The sequence below is a fragment of the Antrihabitans stalagmiti genome, from assembly GCF_016482825.1.
GTDB classification, from domain to species: Bacteria; Actinomycetota; Actinomycetes; order Mycobacteriales; family Mycobacteriaceae; genus Antrihabitans; species Antrihabitans stalagmiti.
This window is the reverse complement of sequence record NZ_JAEMNV010000011.1, coordinates 117,792-138,839: the sequence shown is the minus strand read 5'-3', so window position 1 is coordinate 138,839 and position 21,048 is coordinate 117,792. Positions and strand designations below refer to the sequence as shown.

Genomic DNA, 21,048 nt, shown 5'->3' with positions numbered 1-21,048 from the left:
CCGACCCTTTCGCGCTGTTCCCGGTACGTACACTATTGCGGGGCGAGACGTCTGTGAGGTGTTGTTCTGATGGTCGGATACACCCTGCGGCCGGGAGATGTGTTCGTTGGCTACACCATCGAACGAGTGTTGGGCGCGGGGGGAATGGGCGCGGTCTACCTTGCCAAGGATCCGCGCCTACCCAGACGAACGGCCTTGAAGTTGCTCGACCGCAATCTGACTGCGGGGGACGAGATCCGGGTGCGATTCGAACAAGAAGCTGATCATGCCTCGCGACTGGAGCATCCGAATATCGTCGCGATCTTCGACCGCGGGCGCGACAGCGACCAAGACTGGATCGCGATGCAGTACGTTCCCGGAACGGATGCGAGCGAAGCTGTCCGCGACCGTCCGATGGATCCCGAACGTGCTGTTCACATCATTACCGAGACGGCGAAGGCTTTGGACTACGCGCACGAAAACGGCGTTATCCACCGCGATGTCAAGCCCGCCAACATTCTGCTCGGAAACGCGGGATCCGGTCAGCCCGAACGTGTGGTCCTCACCGATTTCGGGATTGCCAAGGCGCTGAACGACACTCAGCAGTTGACGAAGTCCGGTTCGCTGGTCGCCACGCTGCTGTACGCGGCACCGGAGGTGTTCGAGGGAATACGGCTCGACGGCCGGTCGGATGTCTACTCGTTGGGGTGCACTCTCTTTCGACTACTCACCGGTCGCGTGCCGTATCCAGGTCCGGACCTTCTTGCTATCGTCCGCGGGCATCTGGAGGCACCCATTCCAAGTCCGTCGGCACTGCGTCCAGAACTGCCGCAGGAGTTCGACGAGGTCATCCGGCGGGCGCTCGGTGAGAATCGCGACCTCCGCACACCGAATTGTTTGGCACTTGCAGAAGCCGCGCGACGCGCGCTCGCTGTGCCCAGCGTGCCGATCCCAGAGGCCAGGTACTCACGAACGCAGCCGACAGCAATCCGGCGCGAGGTCCCGTATCAACCACCACCACCACAACAACAACAACCACCGACACGATCACCGCTGACGAATTCCCCAGCGCCCAACAGTCGACCGCGGCGCTTACGCATCGCATTCGCCGGCGCAGTGCTGGCGAGCATCGGACTTGTTGCGGTCGTTGCGTTCGTGTTCTGGCCGGATTCGAAAGCCGTACCGGCGCAGTCGGTTTTGGCGTTCAGCGGGCTCGACTATCCGGTCGGTCTGGCGGTGTCGTCCACCGGGGATGTTTTGGTGGCCGACAACAACAACAATCGGATCGTGAAACTAGCGGTCGGCGCCGATACCCAGACTGTGCTGCCGTTCACCGGCCTCGATCACCCGACCGGCGTGGCGATCTCCTCTGCAGGCGATGTCTTCGTCACCGACACGAAGAACAACCGTGTCTTGAAACTAGCTGTAGGACAATCCGATCCGACCGAGTTGCCGTTCACCGACCTGGCCGGTCCGGTGGGACTCGTAGTGACCGCACGCGGCGATGTATTCGTTGCAGACAACAACAACGACCGAGTCGTCGCACTCCCTGCCGGGTCCAACCGGCAAACCCAACTACCGTTCACCGGTCTCGCTGGTCCGACCGGCATCACCGCAAATTCGGCCGGTGACTTGATCGTCGCCGACACCGACAACAACCGGGTTCTTCTTCTTCGATCCGGTTCCACGAGCCAGATAACTCTTCCGTTCACAGGGCTGGCCAGCCCCACCGGCGTCGCCGTGGATATCGCGACCGGCGACATCGTCGTCACAGACAACAAGAACGGTCGCGTCGTCTCACTGCCGCGCGGTAGTGAACCGCCGACCGCGGTGCCGTTCACCGATCTCGCCCGGCCGATCGGAGTTGCCGTCAGCGAGCTCGGCGACCTGTTCGTGACCGACAGCAGCAGAGTGCTGAAACTGCCTGATGCGCTGACCAATTCGCGGTAGCCGGAGGCTTCAGAAGCTGCACATTTTCACCACACCGTTTTCGTATACGACGGAATGGCCGTCGGTGTGAAAGTCGCCGAAAGTCCCGTTGATCGATGTCTTGATGTCGTACCTGATTTCGCGATTCGGCCCGCCCGGGGTCGATTTGTCGAACCGGTAGTCGGCGAACCGAAAGTCGTTGCCCTGGCCTGCGCGTATCCCCCGGATGCGGTTGCGCCACTCCTCGAAAAAGTACGAGGGCGTCGAACAGAACACGGCCGCAAGTGCTGCTTCGTCGCGAGCGTTCACGGCGGCGTAGAACGCCTCGATTACCCGCCGACCATCCGCCTCGGACGGAGCAGAGTTGTCGTCCGTTGTCGTGGCTGTCGTGCGTGGAATTGTCCGCGTCGTCGTCACATCCGCAGTCGACGGTCGTGCCGCCGTTGTCGTCGTCCGTTCCGCAGTGCCGGTAGGCGACGGTGATCCGCCGATTTGGATCACCAACGGACCACCGATGACCACGTTGATCACTGTGATCTCCGTTATCGGCGCGGGAGCCGCTTGGACGACGACAATCACATTCGGGTCGAACCCCGGCCAAGGCTGACCGGCGTACTTCGGTTTCGTACTGGAAAGCACGGGCGGTAACAATGGGTTGCCGCACTGGCAGCGCACCCGCGGCACCCCACGATCGTCGAGAAGAACCGCGGTGCCGGCCTGCAGAACGGACTGGAGCGAGAACGCGGCACCGTTCTTGAATCCGTGATTGGTGACCCGAGTGTCAGCTGCCAGTAGGACTTCGGTGAGGGAATCGATGTAGCCGTCGACGTCGGAAATACCGAGCACACCTGCCCACGCTCTTCGCTGCGCATCATTCCTGGCAAGGAATGATTTCAGCTTCGCCTTGTCGCATACCGTCAGTTCGTCCGAGCCACCGAAGATTCCGGTTCTGTCGCCAGGAACAGCAACCAACGGCGCCTTACCAGCCTCCGTCGCAGCGGGCACGGCAACCGGCGCGGTGGTCGGCACAGTGGACGGAGCGCCCGTCGGGACTGCCGACTCGGTCCAGGGAAACTCGCCTTCCGACGCCGCAGCCTCGAGCAGAACTTCCCCACCTTCTTCGTCGCCACCTCGCACGAAGATCAGATAGGCGCCGACGAGCAAGGCGATGATCGCAACTGCCAAAGCGAGTAGCGGCCACGCCATCGTCCTCTTGCGTTCGGGTGGTGGTGGCGGTCCTTGCCACGGGGCGCCGTGATGCTGCCACGACGGAGGTTCAGGCGGCCCGGAATAGTAGCTCATCGGTCGTTCTCCGATGCATGTTGCGAAACCGGCGTGATGGGGCCCGACCCAACCAATGTTGCGTGAATGACGATACGCGCATCGCGACCTCGAATGGTCTGGTTGAAGCCATATTTACGCGGCCGATTGCGGTGTTCGTCCCCATCGGTCAGGCATATCCTGAGTTGAGCTCGACATCCCCGGGAGCCTCGCATCGTGCGCGTCCGTTCCGCTACGGATACCGGAGAGAACACATGACCGACGAACCGTCGCGCAGAAGTCCGATCATGCTCGGGCTCATAGCTTTTGTGGCCGCGTGCGCAATTCTCGTCGTTGCATTCTCGATCGGTTTTGCGGTGCTGTTCGCACGTTCGAGTTCGGGGCCCTCGATTCACGACGCGCAGGCAAGCGCGACCATCGAAGTGGGGGAGGCGCCATGGGGCGTCGCTGTCGACACTGCGACCCACACCGTGTACGTCACGAACAAAGATTCGGACACGGTGTCGGTACTCGACGGCGTCACCCGCACAGTCATTGCCACCATTGGTGTCGGCGACAATCCGAGGGGCGTGGCGATCGACGCGGCAACACATTCGGTCTATGTCGCCAACTCGCAGAGCAACTCTGTCTCCGTGATCGACGGCGCAAGCTTGACGGTAGTCGCCACTGTTCCGGTCGGTGATCGGCCCCTTGGCGTAGCGGTCGATTCCGCGGAGCAGTCGGCCTATGTTACGAACTACCGCAGCAACAGCGTGTCGGTGATCGACACGCTGCGCGTTGCCGTCGCGGCAACAATTCCAGTCGGCACGAATCCTTCAGAGGTCGCCATCGACACCACCACCCACACGGCCTACGTCACGAACGTGGACGATAGAACGGTTTCGGTGATCGATACCACCAATAACACTGCGGCCGAACACATTTACATCGGGGGATCGCCTTATGGCATCGCGGTCGACCCGGCTACTCAGACGATCTACGTCGGCGTTCGGAAAGTCGACTTCGAAGAAGAACACACCTTCGTCTCGATCATCGATGCGAGGAGCCGAACCAGCACAGGTGTCGTTTCTCTGGATGGCGACCCCGTTCGGACCGCGGTGGACACTGACAGTCAAGTGCTCTATGTAACGGTTTCCGACCCCGACGGTCTCGTCGTGATCGACCTCCGAGGTCGTAGAGTGACCGACATATTCAGGGTCGGGCACTTTCCCGGCGGGATCGCGATCGATCCGGATACTCGCACCGCCTATGTGGCGAGTTTCGCCGACGGAACGATCACTGTCGTCACCCGCTGAAGCACACCGTCCTCGAATGCGAGTCAGTCCGATCGCTCTGCACCGAAGACCCGGCCAACCTTCATGGCCGACGCAACAACAAGGGACGCAACAGGATCGGGTGACCCACGCAGCAGCAGCCGCGTCACAACATACCTACCCGGGACCGCATACTTCTTCTGTTCCACGGTGGTCGTGACACTTGCTATCTTCTTTCCGGATTCATCGACGACGGAGAAGTCCGACCAACGGGACTTCTCGCGGTGAATCGAGCCGACTCGTCGACCGCCCGCGCGCAACGACAGCTTTGCCGCTCCAAGCACGTTGTCTTGGATGATCTCGCCGACCGGTCCAGCCCAAGGTCGTTCGACGACGAAACGGTATGTACCGAAAGACTCGTCAATGACGCGCAGGATCGGCCGGCCACTCGTATCTACGACATGAAGTTCGTTCGCCAGCCAGGTCGTCGACGCACCGTTGCGTTGCTCGACGAGGGACCCGATCCGCCGGTCGTTCTGGTCGAGGATCGTCGTGTCGCCCTGTGCAAGGAGACCGGCTTTGGTGACGAATTGCAGAATCGGTTCCGCCAACACGGTGCTGACTTTCGAAGGCTGCGTGTGCGATGTCCATGCCGAACCGTCCCACCACCGGAACCCACTATCGTGCGGATACCAGCCAGCAGGGGGCGGCGAAGTCGCCATCCCCGTAGGATACGTCCGCTCGGCGTCAGAGTGCCCCCGGCAGGATTCGAACCTGCGACCAGCGGATTAGAAGGCCGCTGCTCTATCCCCTGAGCTACGGAGGCGCGGATGAATCCTATCGTCTCGGCGTCTACTGGTGTTCGCGTGTATCGACAGCCCGCCTTTCCCCGCTCCAGGATTGCCCAACGAATTCGCTATCTTCGCTGGTAGAACGACAGCAACCCGGCGGCCGGGACGCACTGTCGCAACGGCGTGAACCGACCTCTGACCATGTTGAGCGACGTGAGCGAGGCCCTGACTCCGGCAATATGTCCGGAAGCTATAACCACCGGCCGGGTGACCGCTGACACGGCTCTACTCTGAACGTATGGCACAGCCCGACACCGACTCAGCGTCGGCACAGCTCGACACCGCGAAGTCACCACAGCTCGAGCGTTCGAGTTCGGCTGCGGTGTTCGTCGTTGCAGGCCTGATAGCCGGCGCGGTCGCTGCCGTCGTCGTCGGATTCTCGGCATCGGATGCGTTGGTTCTGCTCGGCATCCCCGACCCCGGACCGCTGACGACCTACGGCCTGCCTGCTCTGCGCGCGATCGGCGAACTCGGTGCCGTCGTCGCAGTCGGCTCGCTGTTGCTTGCAGCTTTCCTTGTGCCTCCACAGAGCAACGGTGTTCTGGACGTCGACGGTTATCGCTCGGTGCGGATCGCGTTCTACGGGGCGCTCGTCTGGGCGCTGTGTGCAGCGATGTTGGTTCCGTTGACGCTGTCGGACACGTCCGGTCTCCCGCTTGCCGAAGCGCTGAAGCCCGAGAACCTGTGGAGTGCGATCGGGCAGGTCGAGATGGCCAGCGCATGGCGGTGGACCGCGATTCTTGCGGCGCTCTTGGCCGTCGGGTGTCGACTGGTACTGCGCTGGTCGTGGACGCCGTTGCTGCTCGGTCTGGCCTTGCTGACGCTGATGCCCCTCGGGGTGAACGGACACTCGTCGTCGGGTGGTTCGCACGATCTGGCGACCAACAGCCTGATCCTGCACCTGGTTGCCGCAGCGTTGTGGGCAGGCGGCTTGTTCGCACTCTTCGCCCATGCTCGACGCGGCGGCGCGCACACCGACGTTGCGGCTCGACGGTTCTCGACCGTCGCCGGTGTTGCGTTCGTTGTGATGGCTGCGAGCGGCGTGATCAATGCGTTTGTGCGACTCCCGCTGTCCGACTTGTTCACCAGCGACTACGGCCGCCTGATACTCGCCAAAACCGCTGCACTCGTCGCGTTGGGCGCGTTGGGTTTCGCGCAACGCCGACGTGCATTGCCTGCCCTCGCCGCCGACCCGACCTCACGTTTCGCGTTGGTCAAGTTCGCCGGCATCGAGACGATCATCTTTGCGACGACCATCGGCATCGCCGTCGGTCTCGGCCGCACGCCGCCACCGGCGGATGCCAACCTGAACCCGTCGGTCACCGAGGTCGAGCTCGGCTACGACCTGGACGGTCGGCTCACGGTCGCCAGGATCTTCTTCGATTGGCGCTTCGACCTGATCTTCGGCACGGCGGCGATCGTTGCCGCAGTCCTGTACGTGGTCGGCGTGCGACGGTTGCGCCAACGCGGCGACTCGTGGCCGGTCGGTCGTACCATCGCGTGGGTACTCGGTTGCGTTGTCTTTCTGATCGCAACGTCGTCGGGCATCGGTCGCTATTCGCCCGCCCAGTTCAGCGTTCACATGATGTCGCACATGTTGCTATCGATGCTTGCGCCGGTCCTGCTGGCCCTCGGTGGACCGATCACCCTTGCATTGCGAGTACTCAAACCCGCAGGCAAAGACGGTGTTCCAGGTGTGCGCGAATGGCTGCTCATCGGCCTGCACAGTCCGGTGTCGCGCTTTCTCACACAGCCACTCGTTGCAGCGACGCTGTTCGTCGGCGGGTTCTACGGCCTGTATCTGGGTGGCATCTTCGACTCGACCGTCGATTCCCACCCCGCGCACCTGTTGATGAACCTGCACTTCCTGGTGAGCGGCTACCTGTTCTACTGGGTGGTGATCGGGGTCGATCCAGCGCCACGGCACGTCGAGCCGATCACCAAACTCGCAATGGTGTTCGGGTCGCTGCCTTTCCACGCGTTCTTCGGCATTGCGCTGATGAGTATGGACACGGTGATGGGCGGCTGGTTCTACCGCAGCCTGGGCCTCGACTGGAACTCCGACCTGATCGCCGATCAGCGCCTCGGTGGTGGAATCGCCTGGGCGACAGGTGAAATACCGCTCGTACTGGTGATGCTTGCACTGCTGATCCAGTGGTCGCGCGCCGACGGTCGCGCCGCGAAACGGTACGACCGCGCGGCAGAACGCGACGACGACGCCGAATTGGCCGCCCACAACGCGATGTTCGCCGAACTTGCTCGCAGGGAGCGGGAAGCGGGCAAGTGATCGATCGCTCCGTTATCGACCGCTCCGATGTCGAAGCAGCGCGCGCAAGGATCGGTGATCGTCTGCGACTGACGCCGGTGCTCGACGCCGTCGTCGACACCGTGCACGGTCCGGTGCCGGTCTCGTTCAAACTCGAGTATCTGCAATTCGGCGGTTCGTTCAAAACGCGCGGGAGCCTGAATGCACTGCTGCACAGTGCTGTCGATGCATCCGGTGTGGTCATCGCATCGGGCGGTAACGCAGGCATCGCAGCGGCGACCGCGGCCGCGATGCAAGGCGTCGACTGTGCCGTCGTCGTACCGGAGAACGCACCTGCGGCCAAAGTCGCTGCGCTGCATACACTCGGCGCCGACGTCGTCCAGCACGGCACGAGCTACGCCGAAGCATTCGAGTGCGCAACAGCTTTGGCGATCGAACGTGGTTCGGTCCAGTTGCACGCCTACGATCTGCCCGACATCGTCGCGGGCGCCGGAACCACCGGACTCGAGCTCGACGAGCAGGTGCCAGGGTCGAATTCTGTCTTGGTCGCGGTCGGTGGCGGCGGTCTGATCGCAGGCATCGCGACTGGTATCTCGTCGGATCGCTCGGTCGTCGGCGTCGAGCCGCAGGGCATCCCGACATTGCACTCCGCTCTGGGTAACGGCTCTCCCGTCGATGTGGCTGTCGACAGCATCGCGGCTGATTCGCTCGGCGCCAAGCGAATCGGCGACATCGCGATGAGCGTTGCTGCAGCACATGGCATTACGTCGATTCTGGTGACGGACGCTGCGATCGTTGCCGCGCGCGACTATCTCTGGCGACACTTCCGGATCGCCGTCGAATACGGCGGCGCCACGGCGTTGGCCGCGGTGCTGAGTGGTGCATACGTCCCTGAGGAGGGCGAGCGGCCTGTTGTCGTGCTGTGCGGCGCGAACACCGACCCCGCAACGTTGTAGTCGTTACCTGGCGACGGGGATATCGGTTTTGCTGACGAGCCACCGACCGTCGATCTTCGTCATCGTTGCGACCAGCGTTATCGAGTTGGTCGCGGGTATCGGACTGACCAGGCTCGTAACGGACTGCATCTGGGACAGCACGATCTTGGCCTCCGTGCCCGATGCAGATTGCACACCGCAGATCGGCTTGCCCTCGGCGCGCGAACGCACCTGACTCCCGACGATCGCCTGCTTCAATTGGTCACGGGTGGAGGAGAATTCACGCGCGAAGTCGCCTGTTGCCCGATCGAGCACATCGTCGAAGTAGTCGTCGATCGTTGCGTAGTCGTACGTTATGAAGGTCGGCGCCCAGTCGCACAGCTCGGCCATGGCCTCGGCGCCGGGGATCGAGTTGTTCGAGTCGTCGTCCGCGCGCGCAAGTAGCAACCAACCGATGGCGACCGCTGCGGCCACGAGCAACACACCGAGTACGACGACGACCGGTACGGCCCAGGATCGCCGTTGGACGACGGGTGGATAGTCGACGGGTGGATAGCCACCGAATTGGTTGCCACCGTGCGGAAATTGTGGGTTGTCAGTCATCAGTTCCCCGGGCCATGGCCGAATTCTAGGTGCCTGGCGTTTCGACCGTGACCCCTACTCCGACCCACCGACAGGATCCATCGAAAAACGCGGCCGATCCGCGAGTTGTTCACATGCGCCGAATCCATCCACAGATTTCCTTTCGCGCGCTTATCGGCCCATTCGTCGACCACTCTTGATGCAACGGCGCGAGCACGTGTCGAACTACGAAGGGGGCGGAGCATGTACGAGGTAAATACGGCAGTGGTCGGAACTGTGATCACGAATCCGGTCAAGCGCAGTGCCAACGGCGAGGAGGTCATCAGCTTCCGCATGGCGAGTAACGCACGCCGACAGGACCGCGGAACAGGGGAGTGGGTCGACAGCGGGACGCTGTACCTGAGCGTGAGTTGCTGGCGCCGCCTCGTTGCTGGTGTCGGAGCATCGATCATGGTCGGCGATCCGATCGTCGCCTACGGGCAGCTGCGAACCAACGAATACACGAGCAAGGACGGGGTCGCGCGTTCCGACCTCGAAATGCGAGCCAGTGCAATAGGTCCTGACCTGGCGCGTTGCATCGTCAAGATCGAGCGCCCCAAACTGCCTGCGAGTCAGGATCCTGCTGCGACGGCGTCTACCACCGACCGTGAGATCGAACAGTCGACGCCGAGGCCCGAGCGTCATCTCGAACCCGTAGGTACCTGACCGGGTGACGCTGACCGCCTACTAGGCGAGTGTCGGGACGGGATTCGGTACCGAAACGCAACGAATGGGTCAGGAGCGTCACGGGTACGTCCGATTCACGCAACAACCGCGACGAATCGCCAATCGAGGACAGCGTGCGGTCCGTCGGATCCGTCCACGGAGACAAGCGAGCGCAGATCGACCAAGCCGCCGCCCGACTGCAGCGGGCGTAGGCGCTCGATCGCGATCTCGCTGCGCACGGTGTCGCCCTCGTAGACGGGCCGGGTGTGATCGCAGGAATACCACGCCGGGATGGTGACGACAGACGGGAGGCAACGAGACACCTGAGCGAGAGCGAGCGCGATCGTGTGCCCGCCGAAGACCAATCGCCGACCGCCGCCGGCGCGGGAATCATGATGCACCTCAGCGATATTGAGGGTCAGCCGGGCCAGTTCGGGTGCATTGGTGACGACGTCCGCGCCGGCCGATCCGAACCGCATCCCCTCCTGAAGATCTCCGAAGGCGAGGCCGCTGCTTGCGGCTTCGAATTCGGCGAGACGCCAACCACTGATCGACGTGGTGAGGTCTTGATCGGCGACCAACCCGATTGCTGCGCTGTCGTCGTCGAATCCGGTTTGTGCGCGGCTGTCGCGTAGGGAGATCATCGCGCATCGGTGGAAGTCGAGCACTCGACGATCCTGCTGATCGACGGTGACGATTCGCAGCACGGCGAGGCCCGTCGGGGCGCGACCTGCTTTGCCTCGGTTCTGGCGAAGGGCGACGACCGTGGTGGTCGTTCGGAGCGTGTCGCCGATCATCGGGGCGTGGTGAAACATCAAGCCGCGGTAGAACAGGTTGGCTTTCACCTTCCTTGTCACAACCGTCGACTGACCGATCGCCACGTTCCAGACCAAAGCGGGATGCGCGAGCCGTCCACCCGCGACGCGTTCGCTGAGATGGGCGTCCAACGGGAGCCGTAGGCGGTCGCCGACTATGGCCTGGTGCGCAGCCGCGTGACCGTCGGTGAGTGTCATTGCTGGGGCGTCGTCGAAACTCTGGCCGACCCGGAGATCCTCGAAATACGGACCGTCGATCAGGGTCATCGTGTCAGTCCGCCGCGGCTGACGAGTTGTGCGGCAATGACATTGCGCTGTATCTCGTTGGTGCCTTCGCCGACGATCATGAGCGGAGCATCGCGAAAGTATCGCTCGACGTCGTAGTCGGTCGAGTAGCCGTACCCGCCATGGATGCGCACAGCGTTCAGCGCGATCTCCATGGCGACCTCGGATGCGAACAGCTTGGCCATACCTGCCTCCATGTCGCACCGCTCGCCCGATTCGAACCGCTCGGCGGCATGCAACACAAGCTGTCGCGCTGCCGTGAGTTTCGTTGCCATGTCTGCCAGATAGTTACCGACCGATTGGTGCTTCCACAATGGTTTGCCAAAACTCTCCCGCTCCTGCGCGTACCGAAGCGAGTCGTCGAACGCGGCCTGTGCGACACCGAGAGCCCTGGCCGCGACCTGAATACGCCCGGTCTCGAGGCCCTTCATCATCTGGGTGAAGCCCTTGCCGACGACCCCACCGAGAACGGCCGACTCCGGAACTCGACAGCCGTCGAAGGCGAGTTCGCACGCCTCGACGCCCCTGTAGCCGAGCTTGGGCAGATCCCGGGAGATCGTCAATCCCGGAACCTGCTCGACCAGCAGGATGCTCATTCCAGTGTGAGGAGGTGAAGCCTCAGGATCGGTCTTGCACAGCAGCGCAACGACTTGCGACCGGCGAGCGTTGCTGATCCACGTCTTGGAACCAGTGATCACGTACTCGTCGCCGTCTCGCAAGGCGGTCGTCGTCATCGCCTGCAGGTCGGAGCCGCCGCCTGGCTCGGTCAGAGCCATCGTCGCGCGGACGGCACCGGTTGCCAGCAGCGGCAGATAGTGATTTTTCTGCTCGTCTGTGCCGAAGCTGTCGATGAGTTTTGCAACGACGGTGTGCCCGCCCATCGCGCCGGCGAGGCTCATCCAGCCACGCGAAAGCTCCTCGGTGACAGCGACATAGCAGGGCATCGACACCGGAGCCGAACCGTACCGCTCCGGAACGGCAAGGCCGAAGATGCCGAGCGCCTTCATCTTTTCGATGAGCGCTTCGGGGTAGGTGTCGGTTCGCTCCAGCTCACGCACGACCGGGCGGACGTCGCGATCGACGAAGGCGCGCACGGTCGCTACGATGCCCTGCTCGTCCGGCGACAGTCGTAACACGACTATCCGAGCGGATTCTTGCCCAGTGTCGCACCAGTGAGATCGGTTATCTCGCTCCATTTTTCGGCAACGCCGTCGATCGTGGGCGGTTCGGAGAAGTACACGCCGGCCGATTCGAACTGCGCGACTCGCTTGACCGAGCCGCCACCGACGACGAGAACGGTTGCGGTATCGGTGCATTCGTCGCTGACGAGGTAACCGATCACCGGGGCGACCTGAGCCGGCGGGAGCTTCTCCAGGAACTCGGGTGGCGCGATGTCTTCGGTCATCCGCGTCGCGGCAAGGGGTGCAACCGCATTGGCGAGGATGTTGTACTTGGCACCTTCCACGGCGAGGGTGTTGACGAGCCCTACCAAGCCGAGTTTCGCTGCACCGTAGTTGGCTTGGCCGAAGTTACCGTAGAGGCCACTCGTCGAGGTTGCGACCACAACTCGACCGTGGCGCTGCTCGCGGAAGTGCGGCCACGCGGCGCGAGTGACGTGGTAGCCGCCCCAGAGATGAACGCGCTGAACGGATTCCCAGTTGTCGGTCGACATCTTGTGGAACGCACCGTCGCGCAGAATGCCCGCATTGTTCACGACACCGTGAACCGCGCCGAACTCGTCGATGGCTGTCTTGATCAGTGCGGCGGCACCTTCTTCGGTGGCGACGCTGTCGTAGTTGGCCACTGCGGTGCCACCTGCTTCGCGAATCTCGGCGACCACACTGTCCGCCATGGTCGAGCCGGCGCCGGAACCGTCGCGGGCGCCACCCAGATCGTTGACGACCACCAACGCGCCTTCTCGGGCAAGAAGCATCGCGTATTCACGCCCGAGGCCGCCTCCCGCTCCGGTGACGACGACTACGCGGTCTGTTACTCCGGGCATGTGCTTACGTTCCTTTCGAGGTGGGGGAGTCGGAACCGTTCAGGCCATGAACCTGGCAATCGATTCGGCGACGCATGCGGGCTTCTCGGAGTTCTCGAGTTCGATGGTGACGACGACCTTCGCCTGCACGCCGCCGGGGATCGGGGTCACCGACGCGATCACTGCGCTGGCGCGCAGTCGCGAGCCGACCCGCACGGGGGAGATGAACCGGACCTTGTCGAAGCCGTAGTTGATGCCCATCGTGATGCCGTCGACGGTGTAGAGCTGGTGCGTGAGCAGGGGTAGTAGCGAAAGTGTCAGCAGCCCGTGCGCGATGGTCGTGCCGAACGGTCCGGCGGCGGCCTTGTCGGGGTCGACGTGGATCCACTGATGGTCACCTGTGGCCTCGGCAAATGTGTCGATTCGGCCCTGGTCGATCGTGATCCAGTCGGTCGTACCGAGGGATTCGCCCTCGGCGCTCACAAATTCGTCGATGCTGGCGAAGACCTTCACTTGCACTCCCATCGTCGGTGCGGCAGGTGCCCAGGTGGAATGTAGCCGAGGGACCGGGCGCAGTGCATCCGCCGAGTTCCGGGCAGGTGCGCCGCACCGATAGGGTGGTCGGCATGGCTGAGTTCATTTACCAGATGCTGAAGGTGCGTAAGGCGCACGGCGACAAGGTCATCCTTGACAACGTCACTTTGAACTTCCTCCCGGGCGCGAAGATCGGCGTCGTCGGCCCCAACGGCGCTGGTAAATCCAGCGTCCTCAAGATCATGGCCGGACTTGACCAGCCGAACAACGGCGAAGCTTTCCTCGCCAACGGCGCGACCGTCGGCATCCTCATGCAGGAACCGAAGCTCAACGAGGAAAAGACGGTTCGCGGCAACGTCGAAGAAGGCCTCGGCGAGATCAAGGTCAAGCTGGATCGGTTCAACGAGATCGCCGAGCTGATGGCGACCGACTACTCCGACGAGCTGATGGAAGAGATGGGTCAGCTCCAGGAGGCGCTCGATCATGCCGACGCCTGGGACGTCGATTCGCAGCTCGAGCAGGCAATGGACGCGCTACGCTGCCCGCCGCCCGAGGAGCCGGTCACCCACCTGTCCGGTGGTGAACGCCGCCGCGTCGCGCTGTGCAAGCTGCTGCTGAGCAAGCCTGATCTGTTGCTGCTCGACGAACCGACCAACCACCTCGATGCGGAGAGCGTCCTCTGGTTGGAGCAGCACCTCGCGGATTACGCAGGCGCCGTCCTCGCCGTCACCCACGACCGGTACTTCCTCGACAACGTCGCCGAGTGGATTCTCGAACTCGACCGTGGCCGCGCGTTCCCGTACGAGGGCAACTACTCGACCTACCTCGAGAAGAAGGCCGAACGCCTCTCGGTGCAGGGCAAGAAGGATCAGAAGCTGCAGAAGCGGCTCAAGGACGAACTCGCCTGGGTGCGCTCGGGAGCCAAGGCGCGTCAGGCGAAGAGCAAGGCCCGCCTCGACCGCTACGAGGAGATGGCGACCGAAGCGGAGAAGACGCGCAAACTCGACTTCGAGGAAATCCAGATTCCCGCCGGTCCCCGGCTGGGCAGCGTCGTCGTCGATGTCAGTCACCTCGACAAGGGCTACGGCGGCCGGACGCTCATCAAGGATCTGTCGTTCACCCTTCCGCGCAACGGCATCGTCGGCGTGATCGGACCCAACGGTGTCGGTAAGACGACGCTGTTCAAGACGATCGTCGGACTCGAAAGTCCGGACAGCGGCGAGGTGAAAGTCGGCGAGACGGTCAAGCTCAGCTACGTCGACCAGAACCGGGCGGGCATCGATCCGAAGAAGAACGTCTGGCAGGTCGTGTCCGACGGCCTCGATTTCATCCACGTCGGCCAGCAGGAAATGCCGTCGCGTGCCTACGTCAGTGCGTTCGGTTTCAAGGGTCCCGATCAGCAGAAGCCCGCGGGTGTGCTGTCGGGTGGTGAGCGGAACCGCCTGAACCTGGCCATGACGCTCAAGCAGGGTGGCAACCTGATCCTGCTCGACGAACCGACCAACGACCTCGACGTCGAGACCCTCGGCTCGCTGGAAAACGCCCTCGAGCAGTTCCCCGGTTGCGCCGTGGTGATCTCGCACGATCGCTGGTTCCTCGACCGCACCTGCACCCACATCCTGGCGTGGGAAGGCGACAGCGACAACGACGCGAAGTGGTTCTGGTTCGAAGGCAACTTCGAGGGCTACGAGAAGAACAAGATCGAGCGGCTCGGTCTCGAAGCGGCACGCCCGCATCGAGTTACGCACCGCAAGCTGACGCGTGACTGAGCCCTACACGTGCCGGGTCGAGGTCCGCTGGGCGGACCTCGACCTGCTCGGTCATGTGAACAACACGAAGTACTTCGAATACGGCATGGAAGCTCGCGTCAAGTTCTACGAGCATTGCGTGCTGCATCCGGACGGAGTCCGGCGCCCCGCGCTTGTCCTCCGCAAGGCCGACATGGACTACCTGAGGCCGATTCTGCTCAGCTCGGGACCACTGACCATCGAGACCTGGGTGACCCACATCGGCACGACCTCGTACTCGATCCGGCACCGTATGCGCGACAAGCACGGCGAACTCTGTGCCGAGGGCAGCGCGGTGATGGTCGGCTTCGATCTGAAGCAGCAGAAGCCGCGCCCGCTGAGCGACGAGGAACGCACAGCCCTCGGCTCGTATCTGATGTCGAACGTCTGACTCGGCCAACCGGTCGTGGCGGCGGGGTAACCGGTCGGTGTTTCCACACTGTTACGAGGCCCTCCCGGCTAGGCTCGTTTCGGCAACGCTAGTACGCAAAAAGAGACCAGAGGGTGGGCTCCGATGACCGCTTCGCCAGGCACGTTGGATACCGAGTGGGCAGCCGAGCTGCCCGATGGGCTTCGGGCCGACATCGCGAATCTCGAAAGCGCGTACTTCAGGCATGTCGACGCAGGTGATGCCGACTGCGCAATCGCAGGTTCGTCGGAGAACGTCTTCCAGCGACACGTCGACCTGGCAATGGTTCGTCAACCGGGGCAATCGATTTCGAAGTTGTACCGAGTGACGACCGACGGTGTCGATGATCGATTCGGTGCCGCATTGCAGATCGTCAACGACGATATGCCGTTGCTGGTCGAGTCGATAACGTCGATGCTGAGTCGCATCGGAGTGAGCCTGAGTGAGGTCATCCACCCGATTTTCGACGTCGAACGAGACAGCGACGGACGTCTTCTGCGTGCCGTCCCGCACGACCCCGAAACGTCGCACGAAGGGTGGCAGCGCGAGTCGTGGATGCACGTCCAACTGCACCCGTCGACCGATCCGACTCTGCTCGACCGAGTCGAGACCGCGACCCGTGACGTGCTGGACGACGTACGCCAGGTTGTCAACGACACCGACGCCATGCGCGCCGTCCACCGCGAACTCGCGGACGAGATGGACCGGGCGGCCGCGGCAGGGATCGGTCCGTACACAAAGGCAGACCTCACCGATTGCGCAAACATGTTGCGCTGGTTGGCCGAAGGGCACTACACCGTGCTCGGCTACACGCGCTACGAGCGCGAGGGCGCAGGCGAACACCGCGTGCCTGGCAGCGCGCTCGGTGTTCTTCGCAGCGATACCCGATCGGCCGCCGGCGCGGACATCGCAGTCCCGGTGTCGGGCGGCGACCGACCCCTGCTCGTCCTGACTCAGGGTTCGGTGCCCGCGACCGTGCATCGCTCCGTGTACCCGTACTTCGTCGGGGTCGCGTCGTTCGATGCCGACGGCAACGTCACCGGTGAGCACCTTTTCGTCGGGGTCTTCACCGTGACGGCCTTGCACGAGAACGTGCTCGATATTCCCGTGATCGAACGTCGCGTCCGAGCTGTGATCGATCGTGCAGGCTTCGACATCAACTCGTTCTCCGGGCAGGCGATGCTCGAAGTCATTCAGTCCTTCCCCCGTACCGAGTTGTTCTCCTCCGATGCCGAGCGGCTGTTCCGCACAACGTCGTCGGTGCTCAATGTCGGTCTGCGGCGCCAGGTTCGGCTGTTCCTGCGGGACGATCAGTACGGGCATTTCGTGTCCTGCCTCGTGTACCTGCCGCGTGATCGCTACACGACGAGGGTCCGGCTCGCGATGCAGGACATTCTGACCCGCGAGCTCGGCGGCAGTTCGATCGAGTACTCGGCGCGCGTCACCGAATCCGATCTCGCGAACGTGCATTTCACGGTGCGACGCGACGACGCGCACGCGCAGGTGGGTGTCGACACCTCCGACGAGAACAGGCTGCGGATCCAGGAACTGCTTGCGAACGCAACGAGGTCGTGGGACGACCACCTCGGCGACGCTGTCGGAGCCGGCGAGGTATCGGTCCCGCCCGCGTTGGCGCAGCAATACGCCGACGCCCTACCTGAGGCGTACAAACAAGACTTCACCGCGCAGCGCGCACTTGCGGACATCGCGCGCCTCGATGGCCTCGAAGAAGGTTCCATCGACCTGCATCTGTACCGAAACGAGAAGGCGGACAAAGGGTATTGGCGCTTCACGCTCTACATCGGCGGTAGCGGTGTCTCGCTGAGCCAGGTGCTGCCCGTACTGCAAAGTCTCGGCGTCGAGGTGCTCGACGAGCGGCCGTATCAGGTGAATCTGCTTGGCAGTACCGAACGTTGGATCTACGACTTCGGTCTCGTCGCGAGGCCGGAACTGCTTCGCGGCTCGCTCGACCAGAACATGGACTCGACCTTGGCGGAAGCCAACGGTGCGGGTGCCACGCTCGATCTGCAGGAACGTTTCACGGACGCGTTCAGGGCGGCGTGGTACGGCCTGGCCGAGTCCGACAGCTTCAACGAACTCGTGTTGCGGGCGGCGCTGCACTGGCGCGAGGTAGCAATATTGCGCGCGTACGCAAAGTACTTGCGGCAGGCAGGTTTTCCGTACAGCCACTCGAACATCGGGCGCGTACTGCTCGCCTACCCGGAGACCGCGCGGCTACTTGTGGACCTGTTCAAGGCGTACTTCGATCCGGACTCCGCGTCGGTCGATCGTGCTGCCGACATCGACGCACAGTTGCGCGAGAAGATAGATGCCGTCGTCAGCATGGATGCCGACCGAATCCTGCGTGCGATCCTCGGGCTGATCCGAGCGACGTTGCGCACCAACTACTTCGTCCTCGACCCCGACGGGGAGCAGCGCAGCTACCTCTCCTTCAAGGTCGAACCACGCGAGATCGCCGAATTGCCCAAGCCACGGCCACGTTTCGAGGTGTTCGTCTATTCGCCGCGCGTCGAAGGTGTGCATCTGAGGTTCGGCACCGTCGCCCGCGGCGGTCTGCGATGGTCGGACCGACAGGAAGATTTCCGTACCGAGATTCTCGGGTTGGTCAAAGCGCAGGCCGTCAAGAATGCCGTCATCGTGCCGGTCGGTGCGAAAGGTGGCTTCGTGGTGAAGAATCCGCCTGCACCGACCGACGATGCCACCGCAGATCGGCAGGCCTTCCGTGACGAAGGCATCGCCTGCTACACCCTCTTCATTTCCGGCCTGCTCGATGTGACCGACAACGTCGACCGAGCGACCGGCGCGGTTGTCCCACCGGAACGGGTCGTGCGGCGTGACGGTGACGACACCTACCTCGTCGTCGCGGCCGACAAGGGAACGGCGACGTTCTCCGATATCGCGAACGGCGTCGCCATGAAGTACGGCTTCTGGCTCGGCGATGCCTTCGCCTCCGGCGGTTCGGCGGGCTACGACCACAAAGCGATGGGCATCACCGCCAAGGGTGCATGGGAGAGCGTCAAGCGGCACTTCCGCGAGATGAACATCGATACCCAGACCGAAGAGTTCACGGTGGTCGGCATCGGAGACATGAGCGGGGACGTTTTCGGCAACGGAATGCTGTTGAGCGAGAAGATCCGGCTCGTTGCAGCCTTCGATCACCGCCATATCTTCCTCGACCCGAATCCTGTTGCCGCACCGTCGTTTGCCGAACGTGAGCGGCTATTCGCGTTGCCGAGATCGTCGTGGGCTGACTACGATACGTCGCTGATCAGCGAAGGTGGCGGCGTCTTCGACAAGACGGTCAAGTCGGTACCGATCAGCCCGCAGGCGCGAGAAGCGTTGGGCCTCGACGAATCCGTCACCTCGCTGTCGCCGCCGGAACTTGTCAAGGCCATCATCCTCGCGCCGGTCGATCTGCTCTGGAACGGCGGCATCGGCACCTACATCAAGGCGAGCACCGAGTCCAACGGCGACGTCGGTGACAAGGCGAACGATTCGGTCCGGGTGAACGGTAGCGACCTTCGGGTCAAGGTCGTCGGAGAAGGTGGCAACCTCGGCGCAACTGCGTTGGGCCGCATCGAGTTCTGCCAGAACGGCGGCAAGATGAACACCGACGCCCTCGACAACTCCGCTGGCGTCGATTGCTCCGACCACGAGGTCAATATCAAGATCATGCTCGATCGACTGGTCAGCAGTGGCGAACTTGCCGAGCAGGACCGAAATCCGTTGCTGGCGTCGATGACCGATGAGGTCAGCCGACTGGTGTTGGAAGACAACATCTCTCAGAACTTCCTGATGGGACTGTCCCGCTCCGATGCCGGGCCGATGCTCAGTGTGCATCGCAGGGTGATCGGCGAACTCGAATCGCATCACGGTCTCGATCGCGAACTCGAAGCCCTGCCGTCCGAAGCGGAGATCACTCGCAGGCGCCAGGACGGTACCGGACTCACGTCGCCCGAGCTATCGAATCTGATGGCGCACGTGAAGCTTTCGCTGAAGGACGATCTGCTCAAGAGCGATCTGCCCGACCTGGAGGTGTTCGCGCGCAGGCTGCCGTCGTACTTTCCCACGCCGCTGCAGGAGCGGTTCGGCAAGGCGATCAAGTCGCATCCACTACGTCGCGAAATCGTCACGACGATGATTGCCAACGAGACGATCGACTACGGCGGCATCACCTACGCCTATCGGTTGTCGGAGGAAGCGGGGGCGACGAGTACCGACTCCGTGCGCGCCTACAACGCCTCCGTCGAGATTTTCGACCTGCGGAACCTATGGCAGGAAATCCGCAATTCCGACAAGGGTGTGCACGTACTCGACGACCTCGAACGTGAATCCAAGCGGACCCTCGATCGTGCGTCACGCTGGCTCCTGATCAACCGGCCACAGCCGATCGCAGTCGGTGCCGAGATCAACAGATTCAGCAGGGGAGTGCGCGAACTCGCGCCGATCGTGCCGAGCCTGCTGCAGGGCCACCGTGCGACCAGCTTCCACGAGCGGACGGCCGCGAGCGTGAAACTCGGTGCACCGCAAGAACTTGCCGAGCGCGTGTACGGGTTGCTCGACCTGTTCGCACTACTCGACATTCTGAACATCTCCGACATCACCGAGCGAGAGGGCGACGAGGTCGCGACGCTGTACTTCGCGCTCGACGCACACCTTTCGATCGACTGGTTGCTCACACAGGTCGACCATCTGGCGCGCGGCGATCGTTGGCACGCTCTTGCTCGACTCGCACTGCGCGACGACCTGTACGCATCGTTGCGGTCGTTGACTATGGACGTACTCGCCTCGGGCGAACCGGACGAGTCGCCGCAGGAGAAGATCGAATACTGGGAGTCGACCAACCAGTCGCGGTTGGGCCGCGCCCGCAACGCGCTGTCCGAGATCTTCGAGTCCGGCACCCACGACCTTGCCACCCTGTCGGTGGCCGCACGGCAGGTCCGTAGCATGGTCAGCGGTGTCGGATCGCAATCGGAGGCAAATCGTTGACAGAGCCAGTCGGCTTGAACGGCTCGGAGGCAGTTGGTTTTCACACGAAGGTCGAGGTCCGCTGGTCGGATATGGACGCCTTCCAGCACATCAACCATGCACGCATGGTGACGTTGCTCGAAGAGGCCCGAATCCCGTGGTTGTTCTACGACGACCGACCGACGAAAACGCTGCGTGACGGCGCTGTCATCGTCGATCTGCATGTGCGGTACCGCGGTCAGTTGCGCCACGACGACACCCCGCTCGACATCGTCATGTGGGTCGACAAACTGCGAGCCGTCGACTTCACCGTCGGTTACGAGGTCCGCGCGGTCGGTGCCGCGCAGGATTCGCCTGCCTCCGTCACCGCGACAACGCAGATCGCAGCGTTCGACATCGAGGCACAACGCCTTCGCCGGTTCACCCCGGAAGAGAAGGCCTACCTGGAGAGCTGGCGACGGGTGTGA

At 63.0% G+C, this 21,048-nt stretch carries 16 protein-coding genes, 1 tRNA gene and 1 pseudogene; 9 read left to right on the top strand and 9 right to left on the bottom strand.

Annotated features, from left to right (window positions below):
* Window positions 1-69 precede the first annotated feature (69 nt).
* The gene (locus tag JGU71_RS26245) at window positions 70-1,929 is read left to right on the top strand and encodes a serine/threonine-protein kinase PknD (protein ID WP_199707848.1); all 1,860 of its coding nucleotides are present in this window, start codon (window positions 70-72) and stop codon (window positions 1,927-1,929) included.
* 9 nt (window positions 1,930-1,938) lie between these two features.
* Here JGU71_RS26245 and JGU71_RS26240 read toward each other — a convergent pair whose 3' ends face one another.
* Window positions 1,939-3,210 carry a DUF6777 domain-containing protein gene (locus JGU71_RS26240; RefSeq protein ID WP_199707846.1) on the bottom strand — a complete coding sequence of 424 codons (1,272 nt, stop codon included), beginning with the start codon at window positions 3,208-3,210 and terminating at the stop codon, window positions 1,939-1,941.
* Between the two features lie 233 nt (window positions 3,211-3,443).
* On the opposite strand from JGU71_RS26240, the gene JGU71_RS26235 reads away from it, so the two are divergent.
* Window positions 3,444-4,484 (top strand): YncE family protein, encoded by a 1,041-nt coding sequence (locus JGU71_RS26235; protein WP_199707844.1) that lies wholly within the window; start codon window positions 3,444-3,446, stop codon window positions 4,482-4,484.
* A 23-nt stretch (window positions 4,485-4,507) separates the two neighbouring features.
* Here JGU71_RS26235 and JGU71_RS26230 read toward each other — a convergent pair whose 3' ends face one another.
* From JGU71_RS26230 to JGU71_RS26225, 3 genes and pseudogenes are all read right to left on the bottom strand, one after another.
* Window positions 4,508-5,056, bottom strand: coding sequence for a hypothetical protein (locus JGU71_RS26230; protein ID WP_233530115.1), 549 nt, complete (start codon window positions 5,054-5,056; stop codon window positions 4,508-4,510).
* Between the two features lie 21 nt (window positions 5,057-5,077).
* Window positions 5,078-5,164, bottom strand: a pseudogene (locus tag JGU71_RS30630) (DUF2510 domain-containing protein); the annotation flags it as partial.
* A gap of 31 nt (window positions 5,165-5,195) precedes the next feature.
* Window positions 5,196-5,268 (bottom strand) — tRNA-Arg (locus JGU71_RS26225).
* A 263-nt stretch (window positions 5,269-5,531) separates the two neighbouring features.
* Here JGU71_RS26225 and JGU71_RS26220 point away from each other — a divergent pair.
* Window positions 5,532-7,580 (top strand): bifunctional copper resistance protein CopD/cytochrome c oxidase assembly protein, encoded by a 2,049-nt coding sequence (locus JGU71_RS26220; RefSeq protein WP_199707841.1) that lies wholly within the window; start codon window positions 5,532-5,534, stop codon window positions 7,578-7,580.
* On the top strand, window positions 7,577-8,515 hold the full coding sequence (locus tag JGU71_RS26215) for a threonine/serine dehydratase (protein WP_307829893.1): 939 nt from the start codon (window positions 7,577-7,579) through the stop codon (window positions 8,513-8,515). Before JGU71_RS26220 ends, JGU71_RS26215 begins: the two co-directional genes overlap by 4 nt.
* Before the next feature lie 3 nt (window positions 8,516-8,518).
* Here the strand turns inward: JGU71_RS26215 and JGU71_RS26210 are convergent, their stop codons facing one another.
* Window positions 8,519-9,097, bottom strand: coding sequence for a hypothetical protein (locus JGU71_RS26210; RefSeq protein WP_199707840.1), 579 nt, complete (start codon window positions 9,095-9,097; stop codon window positions 8,519-8,521).
* A 222-nt stretch (window positions 9,098-9,319) separates the two neighbouring features.
* Between JGU71_RS26210 and JGU71_RS26205 the strand changes: the two genes are divergently transcribed.
* Entirely contained in the window at window positions 9,320-9,781 is a 462-nt protein-coding gene (locus JGU71_RS26205) for a single-stranded DNA-binding protein (protein ID WP_199707839.1), read from the top strand.
* A 95-nt stretch (window positions 9,782-9,876) separates the two neighbouring features.
* On the opposite strand, the gene JGU71_RS26200 is transcribed toward JGU71_RS26205, so the two are convergent.
* Genes JGU71_RS26200 through JGU71_RS26185 form a run of 4 tightly spaced genes read right to left on the bottom strand, consistent with a single transcriptional unit; the run spans window position 9,877 to window position 13,375 of the window.
* Window positions 9,877-10,863: a MaoC family dehydratase gene (locus tag JGU71_RS26200; protein WP_199707838.1), complete on the bottom strand. Its 987-nt coding sequence runs from the start codon at window positions 10,861-10,863 to the stop codon at window positions 9,877-9,879.
* Window positions 10,860-12,077 (bottom strand): acyl-CoA dehydrogenase family protein, encoded by a 1,218-nt coding sequence (locus JGU71_RS26195; RefSeq protein ID WP_199707837.1) that lies wholly within the window; start codon window positions 12,075-12,077, stop codon window positions 10,860-10,862. Before JGU71_RS26195 ends, JGU71_RS26200 begins: the two co-directional genes overlap by 4 nt.
* Window positions 12,020-12,883: an SDR family NAD(P)-dependent oxidoreductase gene (locus JGU71_RS26190; protein ID WP_199707836.1), complete on the bottom strand. Its 864-nt coding sequence runs from the start codon at window positions 12,881-12,883 to the stop codon at window positions 12,020-12,022. Before JGU71_RS26190 ends, JGU71_RS26195 begins: the two co-directional genes overlap by 58 nt.
* 39 nt (window positions 12,884-12,922) lie before the next feature.
* On the bottom strand, window positions 12,923-13,375 hold the full coding sequence (locus JGU71_RS26185; protein WP_307829892.1) for a MaoC family dehydratase: 453 nt from the start codon (window positions 13,373-13,375) through the stop codon (window positions 12,923-12,925).
* 113 nt (window positions 13,376-13,488) lie between these two features.
* Here JGU71_RS26185 and ettA point away from each other — a divergent pair, with 113 nt between their 5' ends.
* The 4 genes from ettA to JGU71_RS26165 all read left to right on the top strand — a co-directional run bounded on the left by ettA (window position 13,489) and on the right by JGU71_RS26165 (window position 21,048).
* On the top strand, window positions 13,489-15,165 hold the full coding sequence (gene ettA, locus JGU71_RS26180; protein WP_199707833.1) for an energy-dependent translational throttle protein EttA: 1,677 nt from the start codon (window positions 13,489-13,491) through the stop codon (window positions 15,163-15,165).
* Window positions 15,158-15,574 carry an acyl-CoA thioesterase gene (locus JGU71_RS26175; protein WP_199707831.1) on the top strand — a complete coding sequence of 139 codons (417 nt, stop codon included), beginning with the start codon at window positions 15,158-15,160 and terminating at the stop codon, window positions 15,572-15,574. Before ettA ends, JGU71_RS26175 begins: the two co-directional genes overlap by 8 nt.
* Before the next feature lie 123 nt (window positions 15,575-15,697).
* Window positions 15,698-20,602, top strand: coding sequence for an NAD-glutamate dehydrogenase (locus JGU71_RS26170; protein ID WP_199707829.1), 4,905 nt, complete (start codon window positions 15,698-15,700; stop codon window positions 20,600-20,602).
* Entirely contained in the window at window positions 20,599-21,048 is a 450-nt protein-coding gene (locus JGU71_RS26165; RefSeq protein ID WP_372433233.1) for an acyl-CoA thioesterase, read from the top strand. The genes JGU71_RS26170 and JGU71_RS26165 overlap by 4 nt, the downstream gene beginning before the upstream one ends.